Genomic DNA, 17980 nt, shown 5'->3' on the forward strand with positions numbered 1-17980 from the left:
ATCGCCGTGCGTTAGTCGTAGGGATGGCCCTGCAGTGTAGGTTGCCAGACACGGACCGTTTCTTCATCACGACGAGGGGTTGGCCTTGAGCTTCCGGACCCCAGGAGCCGGCGGCAGGGCGATGCGCTTGCCCCGCCGACCGCGACTGCTTCTGCCTGTCGCGATCGCACTCGTGGCGATTGTGGCGCTTTTCTTCCTTTTTTCTGGCATTTACACGGATTATCTGTGGTTTAACGCCATCGATTTCATCCCGGTCTTCTCCGGTGTGCTGCTGACCGAGATCGTGCTGTTCCTCATCGGAGCGGTGCTCATGGTCGGCCTCGTCGGCGGCAACATGCTGCTGGCGTTCAGGACCCGGCCGATGTTCGGGCCCGCCATGTTCGGCGGCGGCAGCGGCGCGGACCGCTATCGCATGGCGCTCGACCCGCATCGCAAACTCATCTTCATCGTCGGCATGGCGATGCTCGCGCTCTTCGCGGGCTCGTCACTCGCCGGGCAGTGGCAGACCTGGATCCAGTTCGCCAACGGCGAGAAGTTCGGCCAGGTGGACGAGCAGTTCAAGATGGACATCTCGTTCTTCATGTTCGACTTTCCGTTCATCCGGATGGTGCTGAACTTCCTGTTCACCGCCGTGATCATCGCGATCATCCTCGCGGCCATCACCCATTACCTCTACGGCGGCTTCAGGCTGCAGTCGCCCGGCGTGCACGCCTCCCGTGCCGCCAGGGCCCACCTGTCGGTGCTGCTCGGCGTCTTCGTGCTGCTCAAGGCCGTCGCCTACTGGGTCGACCGGTTCGGTCTGGTCTTCTCCGACCGCGGGTTCGTGCACGGCGCCTCCTATACGGACGTCAACGCCGTCCTGCCCGCCAAGACCATTCTCGCGATCATCGCGCTGATCTGCGCCGTCCTGTTCTTCGCCGGCGTCATCCGGCCGGGGGGCATGCTGCCCGGCGTCTCGCTCGGCCTGCTGGTGCTCTCGGCCGTGCTGATCGGCGGCGTCTACCCGCTGCTGGTCGAGCAGTTCCAGGTCAAGCCCAACCAGCAGGGCAAGGAAGCCCAGTTCATCGCCCGCAACATCGACGCGACGCGGCAGGCGTACAAGATCAAGGACGCCGAGGTCAGCCCCTACAGCGCCGAGGCCGATCCGGCCAAGGTGCAGGTCAGCGGCGACGCCTCGGTGTCGGGCGTGCGACTGCTCGACCCGGCGCTCGTGTCGGCGACCTACGAGCAGACCCAGCGCATCCGCGGCTTCTACGGCTTCGCCGACCAGCTCGACGTCGACCGCTACCCCGACACCGGCGGCAAGCTCGTCGACCACATCGTCGGCGTCCGCGAGCTGACCGGCCCGCCCGAGGGCCAGAACAACTGGATCAACCGGCACCTCGTCTACACCCACGGCTACGGCATCGTGGCGGCGCCCGGCAACAAGGTCGACGCCGGTGGCCTGCCCGACTACGACGCCAAGAACATGCCGGTCACCGGCCCCCTGGTGACCAACGCGGGTCTCAAGGAGTCGCGCATCTACTTCGGAGAGCACGAGAACGCCTCCGAATACGCGATCGCCGGCGGCAACCCCAACAGGCCGCAGGAGCTCGACTACCCGGAGACGGGCGGCACCGGCCAGAAGAACACCACCTACACCGGCAAGGGCGGCGTGCCCGTCGGCTCGTTCCTCAACCGGCTCTTCTACGCCGCCAAGTACGGCGAGGCGAACATCCTGCTGTCGGGCGACATCAACGACAACTCGAAGATCCTGTACGAGCGCAACCCGCGCGAGCGGATCCAGAAGGTCGCGCCGTTCCTGACGCTCGACTCCAACCCCTACCCGGCGATCGTCGACGGGCGGGTCACCTGGATCGTCGACGGCTACACCACGTCGAACGCCTACCCCTACTCGCAGAGCGAGAGCCTCGGCGAGATGACCCGCGACACGGCCACCGACCGCTCCCGGGTCATCGCGCAGCAGCCGATCGACAAGATCAACTACATGCGCAACTCGGTCAAGGCCACGGTCGACGCCTACGACGGCACCGTGACCCTCTACAGCTGGGACGACAGCGACCCGGTGCTCAAGACCTGGAGCAAGGCCTTCCCGGGCATCATCCGCCCGGCCGCCGAGATGACCGACAGCCTGCGCTCCCACGTCCGCTACCCGGAAGACCTGTTCAAGGTGCAGCGCTACACCCTGTCGCGCTACCACATCACCGACGCCGCGGCCTTCTACAGCGGCCAGGACTTCTGGAACGTCCCCAACGACCCGTCACAGGGCGACCGCAACATCAAGCAGCCGCCCTACTACCTGACCACCACGATGCCGGGCGGCCAGCCGACGTTCTCCCTGACGACGACCTTCGTCCCCAGGCAGGGCCCCAACCTGGCGGCCTTCATGGCGGTCGACTCCACGGCCGGCCCCAACTACGGCAAGCTCCGCATCCTGCGCATGCCGTCCAACACCCCGATCCCCGGCCCGGGCCAGGCGCAGAACGCCTTCCAGAGCCGCTTCGCGGGTGAGCTCAACCTGCTGGGCGTCGGCGCCTCGTCGGTCCGCTACGGCAACCTGCTGACGCTGCCGTACGCGGGCGGACTGGTCTACATCGAACCCGTCTACATCCAGGTGGCGGCCGGCGGAGGCCAGGAGCCCTACCCGATCCTGCAGCGCGTGCTGGTGTCGTTCGGCAGCAAGATCGGCGTGGACCGCACCCTCGAAGGTGCGCTGGCCCAGGTCTTCGGAGGCGAGCAACAGACGCCGACCGAAGAGACCAACCAGGAGAACAAGCCCACCGAGACCAACCAGACCACCACGGCCCTGTCCACGGCCATCTCCGAAGCCCAGACGGCCTACTCGGATGCCGAGAAGGCCCTGCGGGCCGACCCGCCGAACTGGGTCGAGTACGGCAAGGCGCAGCAGCGGCTTGAAACGGCTCTGGAGAAGCTGAAGGACCTGGGCGTCCAGCCGTCACCGACGGCCAGCCCGACGGCATCGCCCACGGCGAGTCCCACGGCGTCTCCGACGGCCTCACCGAGTGCGTCACCCACGGGTGGGACGTAGTCAGTCAGTTTGCGTAAGCCCCGTGTCAGGGATAGTCTTTAGACACACACCGACGCGGGGTGGAGCAGTTCGGTAGCTCGCTGGGCTCATAACCCAGAGGTCGCAGGTTCAAATCCTGCCCCCGCTACCATTTGAAATGCCCTCCAGGGATTCTCCTGGAGGGCATTTCGCATTCCTCGGCCGAGTCATGCCGCACCGGCCTTCACGCACCGCCGGGCGAGCTTCGGCTCCGGGTGTCACAGCAGGTCAACGGTACAATGGTGTCGCTCAAGACCGCGACGAAGTGGATGTTGAGATGCCCGTACCTCGTACGTCGAGTGTCGGCGCGGCACTTCCGGCGGTGGCCGTGGTCGACACCGAGGGCACCGTGATCGGCTGGACGGAAAGTGCGGAGGAGCTTCTCGGATACCGTCCCGACGACGTGCTGGATCGTTCCGGCGAGCTCCTGCTGATGCCTGACGACGCCGCCGAACGGATTGCGGCCTGGGCCGAGAGGTTCGGTGACCGGACGCACTGGTCCGGCCTCGTCGAGCTCCGCCATCGCGACGGCGGCAGGCTCATGGCGCAGATCGAAGGCTCCCGGCTGGTCACCTCCGGCGGAAGGGCCGCCTGGTTCCTGTCTGTGACGCGGTCGGGCGTGGAGGCGCCCGGGAGATCGGTGCCCGAAGCGGCACTGGTTCCCCTTTTCAGCCGCCTCCCGGTGGCCCTGGGCATCTGGGACCGCGATCTACGGTGCGTCTGGATGAACGAGACGGCCGAGCTCAACCAGGAGGCCTTCCCCCACTACCGGCTCGGCCACCGGCTGGGAGAGCCCTTGCCGGGGTCCGACACCGAAGCCTGGGAAGGGGCGATGCGGCGGGTGCTCTCGGATGGCTGCCCCGTGGTCGATCGTGAATGCCGCTGGATATCGGCGGACCGGCGCGAGGAGCGCACCTACTCGACGTCCTTCTTCCGGCTCGACGGGGTGGCCGGGTTGCCGCTGGGCGTGTGCTCGCTGACCCTGGACATCAGCCGCAGCCGGGCGCGCGACCGCCTGGCCATGCTCGGGGAGGCAAGCACCCGGATCGGCAGCACGCTCGACGTCCAGAAGACCGCGCAGGAGCTGGCTGATCTGGCCGTCCCGCGCCTGGCCGACTACGTCACGATCGACCTCGCCGAATCGGTCCTCCCGAACGAGGAGCCGCTGCAACGGCTGCCCTCCACGGAAGTGAGCATCCCCGTCTTCCGCCGTGCGGGCCTGGCGTCGATTCACCCTGGGACTCCCGAGTCGCTCTGGCCGTACGGGGAGGCGGTCTTCGTTCCCCCGGCGTCTCCCTTCACCGAGGTGTTGTCCTCGGGGCGGTCCCACTACGAGCCCGCGCTGGACGTCTCGTCCGGCAGCTGGCTCGACCAGGACCCGGACCGGGCGACGGTCATCCGCGACACCGGCATGCACTCCCTGATCATCGTTCCGCTCCAGGCCCGCGGTGACATCCTGGGCGTCGCCGTGTTCGTCCGTACCGAGAACCCCGCACCGTTCACCGGCGACGACCTGGTCCTCGCCGAGGAGCTCGTCGCCCGCGCCGCACTGAGCCTCGACAACGCGCGCCAGTACACCCGGGAGCGCTTCGCCGCTCTCGCCCTGCAACGCAATCTTCTGCCGAGCAACGTGACCGGCGGCGGTGCCGTCGAGCTGGCCACGCGCTACGTCCCCTCGGACGTTCACGACAGCGTCGGAGGTGACTGGTTCGACGCGATCCCGCTGCCGGGCGGCCGGGTCGCGCTGGTCGTCGGCGACGTGATCGGGCACGGCATCAACGCCGCGGCGGCGATGGGACGCCTGCGCACCGCCGTGTTCACTCTCGCGCACATGGACCTGCCGCCCGACGAACTGCTCACTCGTCTCGACGACCTGGTCGTACGCCTTACGGAGAGCACCAGCATCGACGGCTTCCCGCTCGAGGTCATGGTGGCCACCTGCGTGTACGCCGTCTACGACCCGGCCACCGGGCTGTGCACCATGGCCGGGGCCGGGCACCCGCCGCCGGCCATCGTGGACCCGGCCGGCGACGTGCGCTTCCCCGACCTTCCCAGCGGGACCCCGATCGGCCTGGGGCTGGGCTTCTTCGAGTCGCTCGAACTCGAACTCGCCGAGGGAACGATGATCGCCCTCTACACGGACGGCCTGATCGAGACCCGCGAGGCCGACATCGACGAGGGCATGAATCGCCTCGGCGCCGCCCTGGTTCGGGCCGCGGGCCCGCTGGAGGATCTCTGCACCAAGGTGATCGACGCCATGGTGGGCGAGACCCCCTCCGAGGACGACATCGCCCTCCTCATAGCCCGCACCCGCCGCTCAGACTAGATCGTCGATGGTGATCGGGATCTGGTGAAAGCGCCGGCCGGTGGCGTGGAAGACAGCGTTCGCGATCGCGGCGCCGGCCCCGACCAGGCCGATCTCCCCGACGCCCTTCACGCCGAGCGGGTTGACCACCGTGTCCTCGACCTCGACGGTGTCGATCTGGACGTCAGGCGCGTCGGCGTTCACCGGCACCAGATAGTCGCCGAGGCTCGCATTGGCCCAGCGGCCCTGGACGGCGTCCATGTGGGTGGCTTCGAGCAGGGCGTGGCCGATGCCCCAGAGCATGCCGCCCATGAGCTGGCTGTGCGCGGCCCGACGGTTCAGGATCCGCCCAGGGGCGAAGACGCCGGTCATCCGGCGCACCCGGATGCTCCCCAGGTCCTGGTCGACGGCGACCTCCGCGAACTGGGCGCCGAAGGTGGCACTGGCGTACCCGCCACCCGGCGGAGGCGGGCTCCAACTGCCGACCATCTCGACGTCCGTGAGGTGGTTGCGCCGCATGAGCTCGCCGTACGTCTCCCCGATCTCCGGCCGGCCGCGTACCATCATGCACCCGTCCAGTACGTCCACGTCCGCGGGGTCCACCCCGTGCAGCGGCGACTTGACGTCGGCGATGGCGCGCTCCACGAGCTCGCCGCGCAGGGCGGTGACGGCGGCGTGGACGCCGGCGCTGAACGCGGCGGTGCCTGCGGAGCCGACCGCGGCGACGGTGTTGGGCAGCGCGGTGTCACCGCACTCCAGCCTGACGGCGCCGGCCACGATACCCAGCCCGTCGGCCGCCACCTGCGTCATCGCCGTCGTCACACCGGTGCCGAACTCGGAGAAGGACGCCTGCACGACCGCCCGGCCGTCGGCGTACAGCCGGGCCCGGGCACGCTGCGGCGTGAACACCGGTGCGACCGGGTAGAACGCGCTGGCCATGCCGGATCCGATGAGCAGGTTGCCCTCCCGCCGCGCCTTCGGCCGCGGGTCGCGTCCGGCCCAGCCGAACAGCTCGGCGCCGCGCGCGTAGCACTCCTTGAGGCCCTTGCTCGACCACGGATTCCCGCTCTCCGGATCGACGTCGGCGTGGTTGACCAGGCGTAGCTCGATCGGGTCCATGCCGAGTTCGTAGGCCAGCTCGTCCATCGCCGTCTCGAGCGCGAACATTCCCTCCACCTCGCCCGGAGCGCGCATGAACGACGGCGTGATCGTGTTGGCCCTGATCAGCCGGTAGACGCTCTCGTAGTTGGCGCAGGCGTAAAGCGTGGCCGAGCAGGCGAGGGAGATGCCGGCCCAGTCGTCGAAGTGGGAGGTGGGCGAGAGTTTGTGGTGGCGGATCGCGGTGAGCCGCCCGTCGGAGCGCGCTCCGAGCGCGAGGTACTGCTCCTGCTCCTCCCGGTGCCCGACGGAGTAGAACATCTGCTCCCGATCCAGCATGAGCCGCACCGGCCGCCCGACGTGGCGGGCCGCGAGCGCGGCGAGAGCCGGGTGGTCCCAGATCATGGCCTTGGAGCCGAAGCTGCCGCCGACGAACTGCGCGATGACCCGCACCTGATCCAGCGGGACGCCGAGCTGCGCGGCCACGGTGAGCTGGGTCGCGTTCGGGCCCTGGGTCCCGTCCCACAGCGTGAGCAGGTCGCCGTCCCACATGGCCGTGGTCGCCGACGTCTCGATCGGGTTCTGGTGGTTCGGGGCACAGCGATAGGTCGCCGTCACCAGCACGTCCGCCTGGCCCAGACCGGCCTCGACGTCGCCGCGGGTGACCCGGCCGGGCATCATGCCGCCGAAGATCCGTTCGGCGTCGTACACCTGGGTTCTGCCCTGGTCGATGGTGGTGATCGACGGTGTCTCCGCGTAGGTGACGTCCACCAGGCTCGCCGCGTGCTGGGCGCGTTCGAGCGTGTCGGCGACGACGACGGCGATGTGCTGGCCGGGGTAGTGGATCACATCGTCCCGCATCGGGAAGAACGTCTGCCCCGGCGCGGGTCCGCCGCCGAGGGACGGCATCAGCGGCGGCTGCTGCTCCGCCACCGGGCCCAGGTTGAGGTGGGTCAGCACGGCGAGCACCCCGACGGCCCGCTCGGCCTGGCTCGTGTCGATGTACGTGATCCGGCCGCTGGGTATCCGGGAGCCGATCAGCACCGCGTACACGAGTCCCGGCAGGGGGATCTCGGCGGCGTAGCGCGCAGCGCCGGTGACCTTGCGGCTGCCGTCGACGCGCTCGACGGGCTGCCCGATCGACGTGCTCATCGTGTCTCCTCCAGCGCGCGGACCATGGTCCGCTGGGCCAGCTCGATCTTGTAGCCGTTCATGGACTGGGCGACGGCGGCCGCCAGCTCCTCACGGGCGGCCCGCTCGAAGCTCTCCCGGTCCGCCTGTGCCCCGAGCAGCATCCGCTCCGCCCGGCGTGCCCGCCACGGCTTGGTCGCGACTCCGCCGAGCGCGATCCGTACGTCGGCGACGACTCCGTCCTCGACCCGCAGCGCCACCGCCGCCGAGGCCAGCGCGAACTCGTACGACTCGCGGTCGCGGACCTTGAGGTAGGTCGAGCGGCGAGCGACGGGGGCGGCGGGCACCTCGATGGCGGTGATCAGCTCGCCGTGCTCAAGGGGATGCTCCAGCTGGGGGGTGTCGCCGGGAAGCAGGAAGAAGTCGTCGATCGGGATCGCGCGGGCACCGCCCCGGCCCTGTACGTGGACGACCGCGTCCAGCGCGACGAGCGCGACCGCCAGATCGGACGGGTGGGTGGCGACGCAGTGCTCGCTCGTCCCCAGCACCGCATGACCCCGGTTGATCCCCGGGATCGCGGCGCAACCGCTGCCGGGATCCCGCTTGTTGCACGGCGACCGCGTGTCGCGGAAGTAGCCGCAGCGAACCCGCTGCATGAGGTTGCCGCCCATCGTCGCCATGTTGCGAAGTTGCGCCGAGGCTCCCAGCAGCAATGCCTGGGAGATCATCGGGAACCGCTCGCGGACGGCGGCAGCCATGGCGACGTCGCTCATCCGCGCCACCGCCCCCAGGCGCAGCCCGCCGCCGGGCAGGTCGTCGATCTGCGTGAGCGGCAGGTCGGCGATGTCCACCAGCCGCTGCGACCATTCGGTGCCGATGCGCAGCATGTCCACCTTGGTGGTGCCGCCCGCCAGGTAGTCGGTGGCCCTGTCGGCGGTGACGGTGGCGATCGCGCCGCCCACGTCCTCGGCCCTGGAGTAGCTAAACGGTCGCATCGCGCACCTGCCTGATGGCCCGCCGGATGTTGGGGTAGGCGGCGCAGCGGCACAGGTTGCCGCTCATCCACTCGCCGATCTCCGCGTCGTCCCCGGCGTGGCCCTCCTCCAGCAGAGCCACGGCTGACATGACCTGCCCTGGCGTGCAGTAGCCGCACTGGAACGCGTCATTCGCCACGAACGCCTGCTGCATCGGATGCAGGGCGCCGTTGGCCACCAGCCCCTCGATGGTCGTCACCTCGCGGCCCTCGCAGGTGATCGCCAGAGTCAGGCACGACACCACCCTGCGCCCGTCGACGTGCACCGTGCATGCTCCGCAGGCTCCCTGGTCGCAGCCCTTCTTGGTGCCCATCAGGTCCAGCCGCTCGCGCAGGGCGTCGAGCAGGCTGACCCGCGGCTCGATCACCACCACGTGGCTTACGCCGTTCACCGAAAGTCTCACCGGGACGGCGTCGGGTCCTCGATCGGTCAACGTACGGTTTCCAGGGTCGGACATCGCCGGCTCCCTCCATCGCCGTGGTTCTGACTAGCGGCGATTCCCCTGTTCAATTCGACACAAGGGCAGCAAGCAGCAAAAATCCGGCATCTGGCAGCAGGCGAGGCCCGGAATTCGCGGCCGGCCGAACGGGGGCCCGATCCCCCGCCCACACCGGCCGTAAGGGGCTCAGGCCACGGTCTCCGTGGGGCCCGTGAGGATCGTGACACCGGCGCCGGCGAAGTTGGCCAGGTCGGCGAGCGCCGCCTGGCCTGCCTCGCTGCCCATGGCCGCGTTGAACGCCTCTTCGTCGTCGAAGGTCAGGACGGCGGCGAGGTGATAGGCGGGCCGCTGTCCGGAGGCGGCGGGGCGGGTGACGGTGTAGGCGCGCAGCCCGGGCATCCTGGCGGCGATCGGCGTATGCGTCTCGTCGTAGTGCTTGTCGAAGGCCGAGACGCTCTCGGGATGGTTGTAGAGGGCGATCAGCTGGAATGCCATGGTGTCTCCAGATCGGGTCGACGTGCTCCGATGAAACATCGGGCAGTCCCGCAACGGAAGGGCCCTGGCACGTCCGCATCGCCTACGTAGGCGGACTTCCCGGACGAGGGGGGGTGTTCCGGATATCAAAATCCCAACTTTTATGACAGTGGGTTGTAGCACAGGAGCCCTACGTGCATAGTGGGGCAAATCACAACGCGCATCCGTCGCGGCGTGCACACTCGGCACTTGCCGCTCATATCCGGCAGATCGACTATGCGCAGGACAGCGCGGATTGGACCCAGCGAATGAGCTCCGCCCCGCCGATCCGCTCGAAGATCCTCAAGATCCTTGTGGTGCCACTGGTCTCGCTCATCGTCTTATGGGCGTTCATCGCCTACAGCATGGTGGCGGAGACCTCGGGATTCGCGCAGAGCCGCGGCGAGTGGGACGTGGTCGGCCAGCCCACCCGCGAGCTGGTCGTCGAGATCCAGCTCGAGCGCCAGCTGACCGCCGAGCTCGCGGGCCGTACGGCGGGTGACACGAAGCTCTCGGCGCAGCGGCAGCGGACCGATCAGGCCGCGGCCCGGATCCGGGAGGTGGCGGCGGCCGTGAGCGAGGAGGCGGTGACCGGCACACCTCCCGAGACGGTGCAGGGCCTGCTCAACGTGCTCGACGGGCTGCCCTCGGTGCGGGCCGGCGCCGACCTGGAGCAGGCGGCCCCGCTCGCGACGACCGAGAAGTTCAACGCGGTGATCACCGTCGCGAACCGCCAGTTCGGCGGTTCGGAGAGGGTCATCGAGGTGTCCTCGTACCGGGTGCTGCGCGGACTGTCCGCCTACAGCTCCGCCGCCGAATACTCGGCCAGAGAGAACGCCGTGCTCGCGCCGGCGCTGGCGCGCGGGGAGATGACCCAGGCCGAGCACGCGGCGTTCGTCGCGGCGATGACCGCCCGCCGGGTCCAGCTCGCCGACGCCGACCGCGACATCGGCCCCGACCTGCGGGGATGGCACCAGCAGCTGGTCGCGAGCGCCGCCTACCAGCGCTTCGAGCGGGCCGAGGACGCCGTCTACAAGTGGGACGTGAGCGGCAGGCCGCCGGTGTCCGCCGCGAGCTGGCAGCGAGACGCGAGTGAGGCGTTCGCCGGGCTGAGCGGCAATGCCGCCAAGGACCTGCAGCGCGCCACGCTGAAGGGCGAGGGCCTCGTCGCCGCCGGTCTGCTGCGCATCGTGCTCGTGGTGGGGCTCGGCCTGCTGGCCGTGGTCCTGTCGATCGTGCTCTCCTACCGCTTCGGCCGGTCCCTGATCAACGAGCTGAAGAAGCTGCAGGGCTCGGCCGTCGAGCTGGCCGAGGTCGGCCTGCCGAAGCTGGTCGAACGGCTGCGCAAGGGAGAGGACGTCGATCCCGCCGAGACGCCCGAGCTGGAGAGCGCCCGGACGGCCGAGGTGGAAGGCGTCGTGCGGGCGTTCTCGGCCGTGCAAAGGACCGCGGTGGAGGCCGCCGTCGGGCAGGCCACCCTGCGCAAGGGCGTCGGCCACGTCTTCCTGAACCTGGCCCGCCGCAACCAGGCCCTGCTGCACCGCCAGCTCACCCTGCTGGACTCGATGGAGCGCAAGGCCGAGGATCCGGACACGCTGGAAGGGCTGTTCAAGCTCGACCACTTCACCACCCGCATGCGCCGGCACGCGGAGAACCTGATCATCCTGTCCGACGCCGCCCCCGGCCGGCGCTGGCGCGACCCGGTGCCGATCTACGACGTGGTACGCAGCTCGGTCCTGGAGGTCGAGGACTACACGCGGGTCGCCATCCAGCCGATGCAAGGGGCGCCGCTGCTCACCGGCAGCGCGGTCACCGACGTGATCCACCTCATCGCCGAGCTGGTGGAGAACGCCACCGTCTTCTCGCCGCCGAACACCACCGTTCACGTGCGCGGCATGTCGGCGGCCAACGGGTTCGCCGTCGAGGTCGAGGACCGCGGCCTGGGCATCAACCCCGCGACGCTGGCCGAGCTCAACGCCCAGCTCGCCACCCCGCCCGAATTCGACCTGGCCAGCAGTGACCGGATGGGCATCTTCGTGGTGTCCCGGCTCGCCGCCCGGCACGGGATCAAGGTCACGCTCCGCCCGTCGCCGTACGACGGGACGACGGCGATCCTGATGCTGCCCACGAGCCTGCTCACCGCGGCGGCCCCGGCACTCCCGCAGAACGGCGTCTCCCTGTTCGACGCCTCCCGGTCGTACCCGCCCGGTCCCGCCCCCGCCCGGGCGGTCCGCACCGCGTCCGCCGTACGGACGCTGACGCCGCCCGCCCAGCCACCGCCCACCCAGCCCCCGCCCGCCGTGCCCGCGCCCGCCCCCACACCGGCCTTCGAGATCGACGAGGATCTGGACGGCCTGCCGGTCCGGGTGCGGCAGGCCAACCTCGCACCACAACTACGCAAGACGCGTCCGAGGCAAGAGCCCGAAACCTCCACCCGCTCCCCGCGGGAGCTCCTGGACCTGATGACCTCCATGCAGGAGGGCTGGCGGCAGGGACGCATGGAGGCGGAAGGGGACCGTGACGTGCGCAACGAAAGGGATTCCCATGGCAGACGCGAGAGCTGAACTGAGCTGGCTGCTCGACGACCTGACCCACCGGGTCGCGGGCGTGCAGCACGCGATCCTGCTGTCCGCCGACGGCCTGACGATGGGCGGCTCCCAGGGGATGACCAGGGAGGACAACGAGCACCTCGCGGCCATCGCGGCGGGCAGCCACAGCCTGGCCATGGGCGCCGGGCGGCACTTCGGGCTCGGCGGCGTACGCCAGACGATCATCGAGCTGGAGGGCGGGTTCCTCTTCGTCACGGCCGCGGGACGGGGGGCCAGGCTGGCCGTGCTGGCCGCGGGTGACGCCGAGCTCGGGCTGATCACGTACGAGATGGCGCTCCTGGTCAAGCGCGTGGGCGAGCACCTGTCCACCCAGCCGCGAGGAGCGGCGCCCGCGCCCGTGTGGAACGGTATGGCGCCGTGACAGACGACGACCCAGGACCACTGGTCAGGCTCTACGGGCTCACGGGCGGCCGGGCGCGGCCCCCCGGCGAGTCGTTCGACCTGGTGGCGATCGTCACGACGCTCAGGATGCCCTTCGAGCCGTCCGGCCTGAACCCTGAGCACCACACCATGTTGTCCATCTGCCGCAAGCCGACCCCCGTGGCCGACGTGGCGGCGCAGCTCGGGCTTCCGCTGAACATCACCCGTGTGCTGCTCGGCGACCTGCGGCGCGAGGGCCTGGTCAACATCGCGCCGCCGCAGCCCGCCAACCAGACGATCGATGAACGTACCTACAGGGATGTACTGCATGGAATTCGCAGGCTTTGACCGCCCCCGGCCCTCCGGAGGTACGCTCACCGCCACCGCCCTGAAGATCCTGGTGGCCGGAGGGTTCGGCGTGGGCAAGACCACCATGGTGGGCACCATCAGCGAGATCCGGCCCCTGCACACCGAGGAGCTGCTCAGCGACCGGGGCGTCGGCGTGGACGACATCTCGGGCGTGGAGACCAAGGTCGCCACGACGGTGGCGCTGGACTTCGGGCGCATCACCATCCGCGACGACCTGTGGCTCTACCTTTTCGGCACCCCTGGTCAGGACCGGTTCTGGTTCATGTGGGACGAGCTCGCGCTCGGCGCGCTGGGCGCCGTCGTCCTCGCAGACACCCGCCGGCTGCAGGACTGCTTCCCCGCCGTGGACTACTTCGAGCAGCTCAAGCTTCCCTTCGTGGTCGCGGTCAACTGTTTCGAGGGCGCCCGCCGCCACGATCCGGCGAAGGTGCAGCGGGCGCTGGGACTGGACGAGTCCACGCCGATCGTCATGTGCGACGCCCGCAACCGCGCCTCGGTCAAGGATGTGCTCACCACGCTGGTCACGCACGCGATGAACCGGCGGTAGCGGGCGTCGCCTGTCAGGACACCGTGCAGGTGATCGGCGGCGGGGTGCCGGCGTCGCCGTTGGCGAGGAAGCCGAACGTGGCGGTCGCGTTCGGGGCGAGGGCGCCGTTCCAGCCGAGGTTCGTGACGGTGACGCCGCCGCCGGTCGCGAGGCTGCCGTTCCAGAGCTGTGAGATCGACTGACCGCCCGCGAACGTCCAGCCCACCCTCCAGCCTCTGGTGGCGGACGGGCCGGTGTTCTTCACGGTGACCTCGGCCTGGAAGCCGCCCTGCCACCGGTTGATCAGGTTGTACGTCGCGGTGCAGCCCGCACCACCCGTCGGGGTCACGGTCGGGGTGACGGTCGGCGTCACGGTGGGCGTGACAGTCGGAGTGACGGTGGGCGTCTGGGTGGGGGTGGGCGCCGCGATGGCCAGGTCGTAGGCCCGCTGCGGCACGAACTGGCCTGCGCCGGCGATGCAGCCGTCCGCCTCGCCCGGAGGCTTCACCCAGAGGAACGCGTCGATGGCCGGGTCACCGGTCTCGGTCGTGCTCCAGATGCCGGTGGCACGGCCCGCGGGGTCGCACCACTCGCTTCCGGCGGGGCCGTTGCCGTTGCGGCTGGTGTCGACGACCGCGCCCAGCCCGGAGACGCCGGTCGCGGAGATGACGCTCTTGGCGTACGACACCAGGCCCGGCGTGGCGCGGTAGTTCGAGGTGTTGACGGCGATGCCGTCGGCGCTGGCGGCCACATCCGAGCCGTTCAGCCTGGAGGCGGCCTCCGAGGCGGACAGCCAGGCGTCGTGCCCGATGTCGAAGTAGACCTTCACCTGTGACGACGTGGTCTTGAACCGCTTGCCCGCGTAGGCCATCGAGGCGCGCACCTCGGCCTGCTGGGCGGAGTTCATGCAGTTGGACATGATGGCGAGCGCGTCCGGCTCCAGGACGATCGTGGCCGGGCGGCCACCCAGCCCCGTGGCGATCTGGTCGATCCAGGCGCGGTACGCCGCGTGGTCGGGTGCCCCGCCGGCGCTCGCGCCGCCGCAGTCACGGTTCGGCATGGCGTACACGACCATGATGGGAATCTTGCCCGCCGCCGCGGCGGCCCCCACATACGCGTCGACCTGGCCGCGCACCGTCGAGGGGTTGTAGGTGGCGAACCACCGGCCCTGCGGGACGGCGGCGATCCGGTCCCTGATCACGGGCGCTCGGCTGTCGCCCGGATTGGCGGCCACCCAGACGGCCGCGTTGGTCTGCGGGTCCACGTAGAACGCTGATTCGGCGGCCTGGACGGCCGACGAGGCGAAGACGGCCGCCCCCGCCGCCGCCGTGGCGACCGCGGCGAGGATGGTGGCCACCAAGGGCCTGCTGCGAGACATGGAAACTCCGTCCGAAGATGTGGGAGCGCTCCCACGGATGTTAGGGAGCCTTGCGCCCACCCTCTAGCGCCCGTGATCGTCCGACCGGCCCTTTCCGCAAAAGGCACAGGCCGGGGCATTCTCCGAGGCTGAAAGTTTCACCGCGGATATGGCGTCCGGGGCCGAGCTTCTCGCTACGACACCCTCCGCGCGGACGTCTGTGCCGGGTGTTGCGGGCCCCGGCTTCGCGGTCCTGGTGAAGAATCAGGGCAAAAGGCAAAGTCCAAGCCGATGGCCCTGGCTGCCGGGGACAGCCTTGCTATCGTCCTCGTGTGCATGTGCCCGCCCCCGCAGGAAAGCCTGTGGCGCCCGCGCGCAAGGGGTTCCGGTGGTTCTGGTTCGTGGCGCCGCCGGCTCTCGCGGCCACGGCCAGCCTGATCGGCGCGGTGTTCCCCGGCGGGTCCCTTTATGTGTGGTCATATGCGCTGTTCTTCTGGATCCTGGTCGCGGCCGGTTGGGTGGTGCTCCTCCTGCTTCCGCGTTACCGCAGGCGGGCGGGGATCGCGGTCGCGCCTCTGCTGGCCGTCCTGACGTACGGGGTCGTCGCGGCGGACCTGCCGATCCGGATGGCCTTCGCGATCTCCGAGTCCGCACTGTCTGACTATGTACGTTCTCTGCCGCTGCATCCGGAGGATGTCTCGATGGGGGATGTCGAGAGCGGGCTGGGCGTCGAGTGGGTGGGGGTCTTCCCCGTGGGGCGTGCCGTCCGCCATGTCGGCAGCACGGACCTGGGCGTGGTGGGCGCCGGCGGGTGGCTCGAGTTCTGCGGCCTGTCCTACGTCACGGGAGACAAAGTGGAGGGTTTCTCCACGGCCGACCATCTCTCCGGGGACTGGTACGTCACCTGCGAGGACTTCTGACCGTACGTGATCGCTTCTGGCCCTTGCCGCTGGCCGTGCTTGGTGATTACATCATTACATGACTGCTGACAAGGTGCCGACGCTCTACGAGTGGGCGGGTGGCGCGGAAGCGCTGGAACGGCTGACCGAGGTCTTCTACCAACACGTCACGAAGGACGATCTCATCGGGCCGCTGTTCGCGCACATGGATGCAGATCATCCGAAATATGTGGCCATGTGGCTGGGGGAGGTGTTCGGCGGGCCGTCACGCTACACCGACGAGCGTGGCGGATACCCGCACATGCTCTCCCACCACTTGGGCAAGGCCATCACCGAGCCGCAGCGCCGGCGGTGGGTGAGCCTGCTCATGGACGCGGCCGACGAGGTCGGGCTCGCCGGGGACCCCGAATTCAGGGCCGCGTTCGCCGGTTACATCGAGTGGGGGACCCGGATCGCCCGGGAGAATTCGCAGCCCGGTGCCACGCCGCCGCCGCGGGCTCCAGTGCCCCACTGGGGCTGGGGAGTGGCTCCGCCGTATCTCCCGTAGGTCAGACTTCGTACTCGAAGTAGGACCTCGGCTCGTAGAGAGGGTCCACGAAGGTGTCGGATTCGCGGGCGTCCTCCTCGCGGACCCAACTCGAGATCCCGCGGGCGGCCTCGTCGTCGATCTCGTCGATCCGGTGCCGCTGCGGGAGCCGGTCCAGATACATGGCGGCGGAGGATGCCTGCATGTCGTCGCCCAGGTCCTGACTTATCTCGTACGGTTGCTCGCTCATCTCACGCCTTGCCGATCATGAGGGCGGTCTTCCAGGCCGCCCAGCCGAGCAGGAACAGCGCGAAGACCGCCTGGGCGACGCGCATCCAGGGGGCAGAGGCCACGTCCGCGTAGACGACGACACCCAGCCACATCAGGCCGAATATCCCGACCAGGACGATCGCCGCCCAATTCATCCCGCGCTGCCACATATGCGCAGTCTTGCAGCCTGTCGGCCAAGTGCAGGTATGAGCCAGGTCGTCATCCGGTCACCGGCCGTGGGCGGCAACCGGATCCGGCGCTAGCGGGGGAGAGAGCGAGCGGTGCCGACGCAGCGGCGCAGGCGCATGCCTCGCGGGCGGACCTGCTTGTGCTGCTCCAGGCAGGCCAGCAGGGCGGCTGCGGCGCGGGCATCGGACAGGATGCGCTGCACGGTCTCGCCGCCCTCAGGGAGCTGGCCGTGCTCGGCGAGCTCATGCTTGAGGAAGGCCATGGGGTCGGGCGCCCCCGCCGACTCCGCCGCGACCGTCGCGCGGGCGGCGGTGAGCAGGCGCAGGTAGTGGGTCCGCATGACGGCCTCGCGCATCCGGGCGTGCTCGAGGTCGTCGACCAGCGTCCGGGCGACTCCCAACAGCTCGCCCGCATCCGTGGCATCGTCGGCGAGGAAGGCACGGATGTCGTCGAATTCCGAGCGGGTCATGGCGGACACCTCCGAGAGCGCAGTCGGCTCATGGGTAATTCGTATCTGGACGCGATTGCGGATGACTTGCCGACGGCTTGCCTCGTTGCGCGAGGGGCGAGCGGCGGCCGTCGGGACTGTTGGATGCGCTCTGCCCGGCGTCGTCGCCGCTCCGAGGGACCTCTGGGCCTGGCGCACTCGCTCCCGGTGCCGCCTGCTCTGATCGGGCTACCGTCACCGACAAGGCGGGCCTTGCTCACTCGTTCTGAGTGCTCGCTCGAAGCGTCGTCGTCCTGAGCTGCTCCTGCTCCGCGCACCCGTGTCCGGCGATCCCTGCTGCGGGTGCCCTACTGCGGGTGCCCTGCTTCGCCGCTCGGTGATTCCCGCTCCATGCGTCCCACTCCGGCCGGCACCCGCCCGGGACAGCTCCCTGATCTGAGCGTCCCTGTCGTGGGAGTCTCGGCGTGGGGCCCTCCTGTCGAGTCGGGATGGGGGACGGCAACCGCGCTTCAGTAACTCCCTTTGAGGCCTGCGGGCGTCCGGGGCGCATCGGTGGGATCTCACAGAGATCCCAGGTCCGCGGGCCCCGGTGGCGACTTGTCCGGCCTGCCCCGCGTTGCTCACTTTGAGGTGCTGGACGTTGCCATGTCAGTGGGGATGTTTGGGGGATAGGTGGGAAGGGAAGGACCTCATGATTACCTCAGCAGGGCCAAGTTGGTCTTGGAGACTGCTAGAGTTGCTCAGGCATGGGCGGCCAGGGACTCACAGAGTCCAGGAGGCGCCCGGCGAATCTCACTTCCTTACTTCCAGACGGATGGTCTCGACCATTCAAACGAGTTG

At 69.4% G+C, this 17980-nt stretch carries 16 protein-coding genes and 1 tRNA gene; 9 read left to right on the plus strand and 8 right to left on the minus strand.

The window, feature by feature from the left end; all coding sequences use genetic code 11:
• Window positions 1-121: 121 nt before the first annotated feature.
• From V5E28_RS18540 to V5E28_RS18550, 3 genes are all read left to right on the plus strand, one after another.
• Window positions 122-3049, plus strand: coding sequence for a UPF0182 family protein (locus V5E28_RS18540; protein WP_336208174.1), 2928 nt, complete (start codon window positions 122-124; stop codon window positions 3047-3049).
• A 53-nt stretch (window positions 3050-3102) separates the two neighbouring features.
• Window positions 3103-3179, plus strand: a tRNA-Met gene (locus V5E28_RS18545).
• A 165-nt stretch (window positions 3180-3344) separates the two neighbouring features.
• Window positions 3345-5393, plus strand: coding sequence for a SpoIIE family protein phosphatase (locus tag V5E28_RS18550; protein ID WP_336208175.1), 2049 nt, complete (start codon window positions 3345-3347; stop codon window positions 5391-5393).
• On the opposite strand, the gene V5E28_RS18555 is transcribed toward V5E28_RS18550, so the two are convergent.
• The 4 genes from V5E28_RS18555 to V5E28_RS18570 all read right to left on the minus strand — a co-directional run bounded on the left by V5E28_RS18555 (window position 5385) and on the right by V5E28_RS18570 (window position 9569).
• Window positions 5385-7622: a xanthine dehydrogenase family protein molybdopterin-binding subunit gene (locus V5E28_RS18555; RefSeq protein WP_336208176.1), complete on the minus strand. Its 2238-nt coding sequence runs from the start codon at window positions 7620-7622 to the stop codon at window positions 5385-5387. The two genes, V5E28_RS18550 and V5E28_RS18555, sit on opposite strands and share 9 nt — an antisense overlap.
• Window positions 7619-8596, minus strand: coding sequence for an FAD binding domain-containing protein (locus V5E28_RS18560; protein WP_336208177.1), 978 nt, complete (start codon window positions 8594-8596; stop codon window positions 7619-7621). Before V5E28_RS18560 ends, V5E28_RS18555 begins: the two co-directional genes overlap by 4 nt.
• Window positions 8583-9092 (minus strand): (2Fe-2S)-binding protein, encoded by a 510-nt coding sequence (locus V5E28_RS18565; RefSeq protein ID WP_336208178.1) that lies wholly within the window; start codon window positions 9090-9092, stop codon window positions 8583-8585. The genes V5E28_RS18560 and V5E28_RS18565 overlap by 14 nt, the downstream gene beginning before the upstream one ends.
• 168 nt (window positions 9093-9260) lie before the next feature.
• Window positions 9261-9569, minus strand: a complete 309-nt coding sequence (locus V5E28_RS18570; RefSeq protein WP_336208179.1) for an EthD family reductase — start codon at window positions 9567-9569, stop codon at window positions 9261-9263.
• Between the two features lie 287 nt (window positions 9570-9856).
• Here V5E28_RS18570 and V5E28_RS18575 point away from each other — a divergent pair, with 287 nt between their 5' ends.
• The 4 genes from V5E28_RS18575 to V5E28_RS18590 are packed head-to-tail and all read left to right on the plus strand — an operon-like array spanning window position 9857 to window position 13472.
• Window positions 9857-12151, plus strand: a complete 2295-nt coding sequence (locus V5E28_RS18575; protein ID WP_336208180.1) for a sensor histidine kinase — start codon at window positions 9857-9859, stop codon at window positions 12149-12151.
• Window positions 12132-12557, plus strand: a complete 426-nt coding sequence (locus tag V5E28_RS18580; RefSeq protein ID WP_336208181.1) for a roadblock/LC7 domain-containing protein — start codon at window positions 12132-12134, stop codon at window positions 12555-12557. The genes V5E28_RS18575 and V5E28_RS18580 overlap by 20 nt, the downstream gene beginning before the upstream one ends.
• A complete protein-coding gene (locus V5E28_RS18585) occupies window positions 12554-12904 on the plus strand; it encodes a DUF742 domain-containing protein (RefSeq protein WP_336208182.1) in 351 nt (116 codons plus the stop codon). Before V5E28_RS18580 ends, V5E28_RS18585 begins: the two co-directional genes overlap by 4 nt.
• Window positions 12885-13472 carry a GTP-binding protein gene (locus V5E28_RS18590; protein ID WP_336208183.1) on the plus strand — a complete coding sequence of 196 codons (588 nt, stop codon included), beginning with the start codon at window positions 12885-12887 and terminating at the stop codon, window positions 13470-13472. The genes V5E28_RS18585 and V5E28_RS18590 overlap by 20 nt, the downstream gene beginning before the upstream one ends.
• Window positions 13473-13485: 13 nt before the next feature.
• On the opposite strand, the gene V5E28_RS18595 is transcribed toward V5E28_RS18590, so the two are convergent.
• On the minus strand, window positions 13486-14829 hold the full coding sequence (locus V5E28_RS18595) for a glycoside hydrolase family 6 protein (protein WP_336208184.1): 1344 nt from the start codon (window positions 14827-14829) through the stop codon (window positions 13486-13488).
• A 311-nt stretch (window positions 14830-15140) separates the two neighbouring features.
• Between V5E28_RS18595 and V5E28_RS18600 the strand changes: the two genes are divergently transcribed.
• Complete coding sequence (locus tag V5E28_RS18600) at window positions 15141-15728, plus strand: hypothetical protein (RefSeq protein WP_336208185.1); 588 nt, start codon at window positions 15141-15143, stop codon at window positions 15726-15728.
• Between the two features lie 58 nt (window positions 15729-15786).
• Complete coding sequence (locus V5E28_RS18605) at window positions 15787-16254, plus strand: group II truncated hemoglobin (RefSeq protein WP_336208186.1); 468 nt, start codon at window positions 15787-15789, stop codon at window positions 16252-16254.
• Between the two features lies 1 nt (window position 16255).
• Here V5E28_RS18605 and V5E28_RS18610 read toward each other — a convergent pair whose 3' ends face one another.
• The 3 genes from V5E28_RS18610 to V5E28_RS18620 all read right to left on the minus strand — a co-directional run bounded on the left by V5E28_RS18610 (window position 16256) and on the right by V5E28_RS18620 (window position 17161).
• The gene (locus V5E28_RS18610; RefSeq protein WP_336208187.1) at window positions 16256-16483 is read right to left on the minus strand and encodes a hypothetical protein; all 228 of its coding nucleotides are present in this window, start codon (window positions 16481-16483) and stop codon (window positions 16256-16258) included.
• Between the two features lies 1 nt (window position 16484).
• Window positions 16485-16673, minus strand: a complete 189-nt coding sequence (locus V5E28_RS18615; RefSeq protein ID WP_336208188.1) for a hypothetical protein — start codon at window positions 16671-16673, stop codon at window positions 16485-16487.
• A gap of 89 nt (window positions 16674-16762) precedes the next feature.
• Window positions 16763-17161: a hypothetical protein gene (locus V5E28_RS18620; protein ID WP_336208189.1), complete on the minus strand. Its 399-nt coding sequence runs from the start codon at window positions 17159-17161 to the stop codon at window positions 16763-16765.
• Window positions 17162-17980 lie beyond the last annotated feature (819 nt).

This window comes from Nonomuraea sp. LPB2021202275-12-8 (genome assembly GCF_037044575.1).
Classification (GTDB): domain Bacteria; phylum Actinomycetota; class Actinomycetes; order Streptosporangiales; family Streptosporangiaceae; genus Nonomuraea.

What these genes read in the sequence shown, in the direction of transcription:
- V5E28_RS18540 (WP_336208174.1), top strand. Translation starts at nt 122, where the DNA reads ATGCGCTTGCCCCGCCGACCGCGACTGCTTCTGCCTGTCGCGATCGCA.
- V5E28_RS18550 (WP_336208175.1), top strand. Translation starts at nt 3,345, where the DNA reads ATGCCCGTACCTCGTACGTCGAGTGTCGGCGCGGCACTTCCGGCGGTG.
- V5E28_RS18555 (WP_336208176.1), bottom strand. Translation starts at nt 7,622, where the DNA reads ATGAGCACGTCGATCGGGCAGCCCGTCGAGCGCGTCGACGGCAGCCGC.
- V5E28_RS18560 (WP_336208177.1), bottom strand. Translation starts at nt 8,596, where the DNA reads ATGCGACCGTTTAGCTACTCCAGGGCCGAGGACGTGGGCGGCGCGATC.
- V5E28_RS18565 (WP_336208178.1), bottom strand. Translation starts at nt 9,092, where the DNA reads ATGTCCGACCCTGGAAACCGTACGTTGACCGATCGAGGACCCGACGCC.
- V5E28_RS18570 (WP_336208179.1), bottom strand. Translation starts at nt 9,569, where the DNA reads ATGGCATTCCAGCTGATCGCCCTCTACAACCATCCCGAGAGCGTCTCG.
- V5E28_RS18575 (WP_336208180.1), top strand. Translation starts at nt 9,857, where the DNA reads ATGAGCTCCGCCCCGCCGATCCGCTCGAAGATCCTCAAGATCCTTGTG.
- V5E28_RS18580 (WP_336208181.1), top strand. Translation starts at nt 12,132, where the DNA reads ATGGCAGACGCGAGAGCTGAACTGAGCTGGCTGCTCGACGACCTGACC.
- V5E28_RS18590 (WP_336208183.1), top strand. Translation starts at nt 12,885, where the DNA reads ATGGAATTCGCAGGCTTTGACCGCCCCCGGCCCTCCGGAGGTACGCTC.
- V5E28_RS18595 (WP_336208184.1), bottom strand. Translation starts at nt 14,829, where the DNA reads ATGTCTCGCAGCAGGCCCTTGGTGGCCACCATCCTCGCCGCGGTCGCC.
- V5E28_RS18605 (WP_336208186.1), top strand. Translation starts at nt 15,787, where the DNA reads ATGACTGCTGACAAGGTGCCGACGCTCTACGAGTGGGCGGGTGGCGCG.
- V5E28_RS18610 (WP_336208187.1), bottom strand. Translation starts at nt 16,483, where the DNA reads ATGAGCGAGCAACCGTACGAGATAAGTCAGGACCTGGGCGACGACATG.
- V5E28_RS18615 (WP_336208188.1), bottom strand. Translation starts at nt 16,673, where the DNA reads ATGTGGCAGCGCGGGATGAATTGGGCGGCGATCGTCCTGGTCGGGATA.
- V5E28_RS18620 (WP_336208189.1), bottom strand. Translation starts at nt 17,161, where the DNA reads ATGACCCGCTCGGAATTCGACGACATCCGTGCCTTCCTCGCCGACGAT.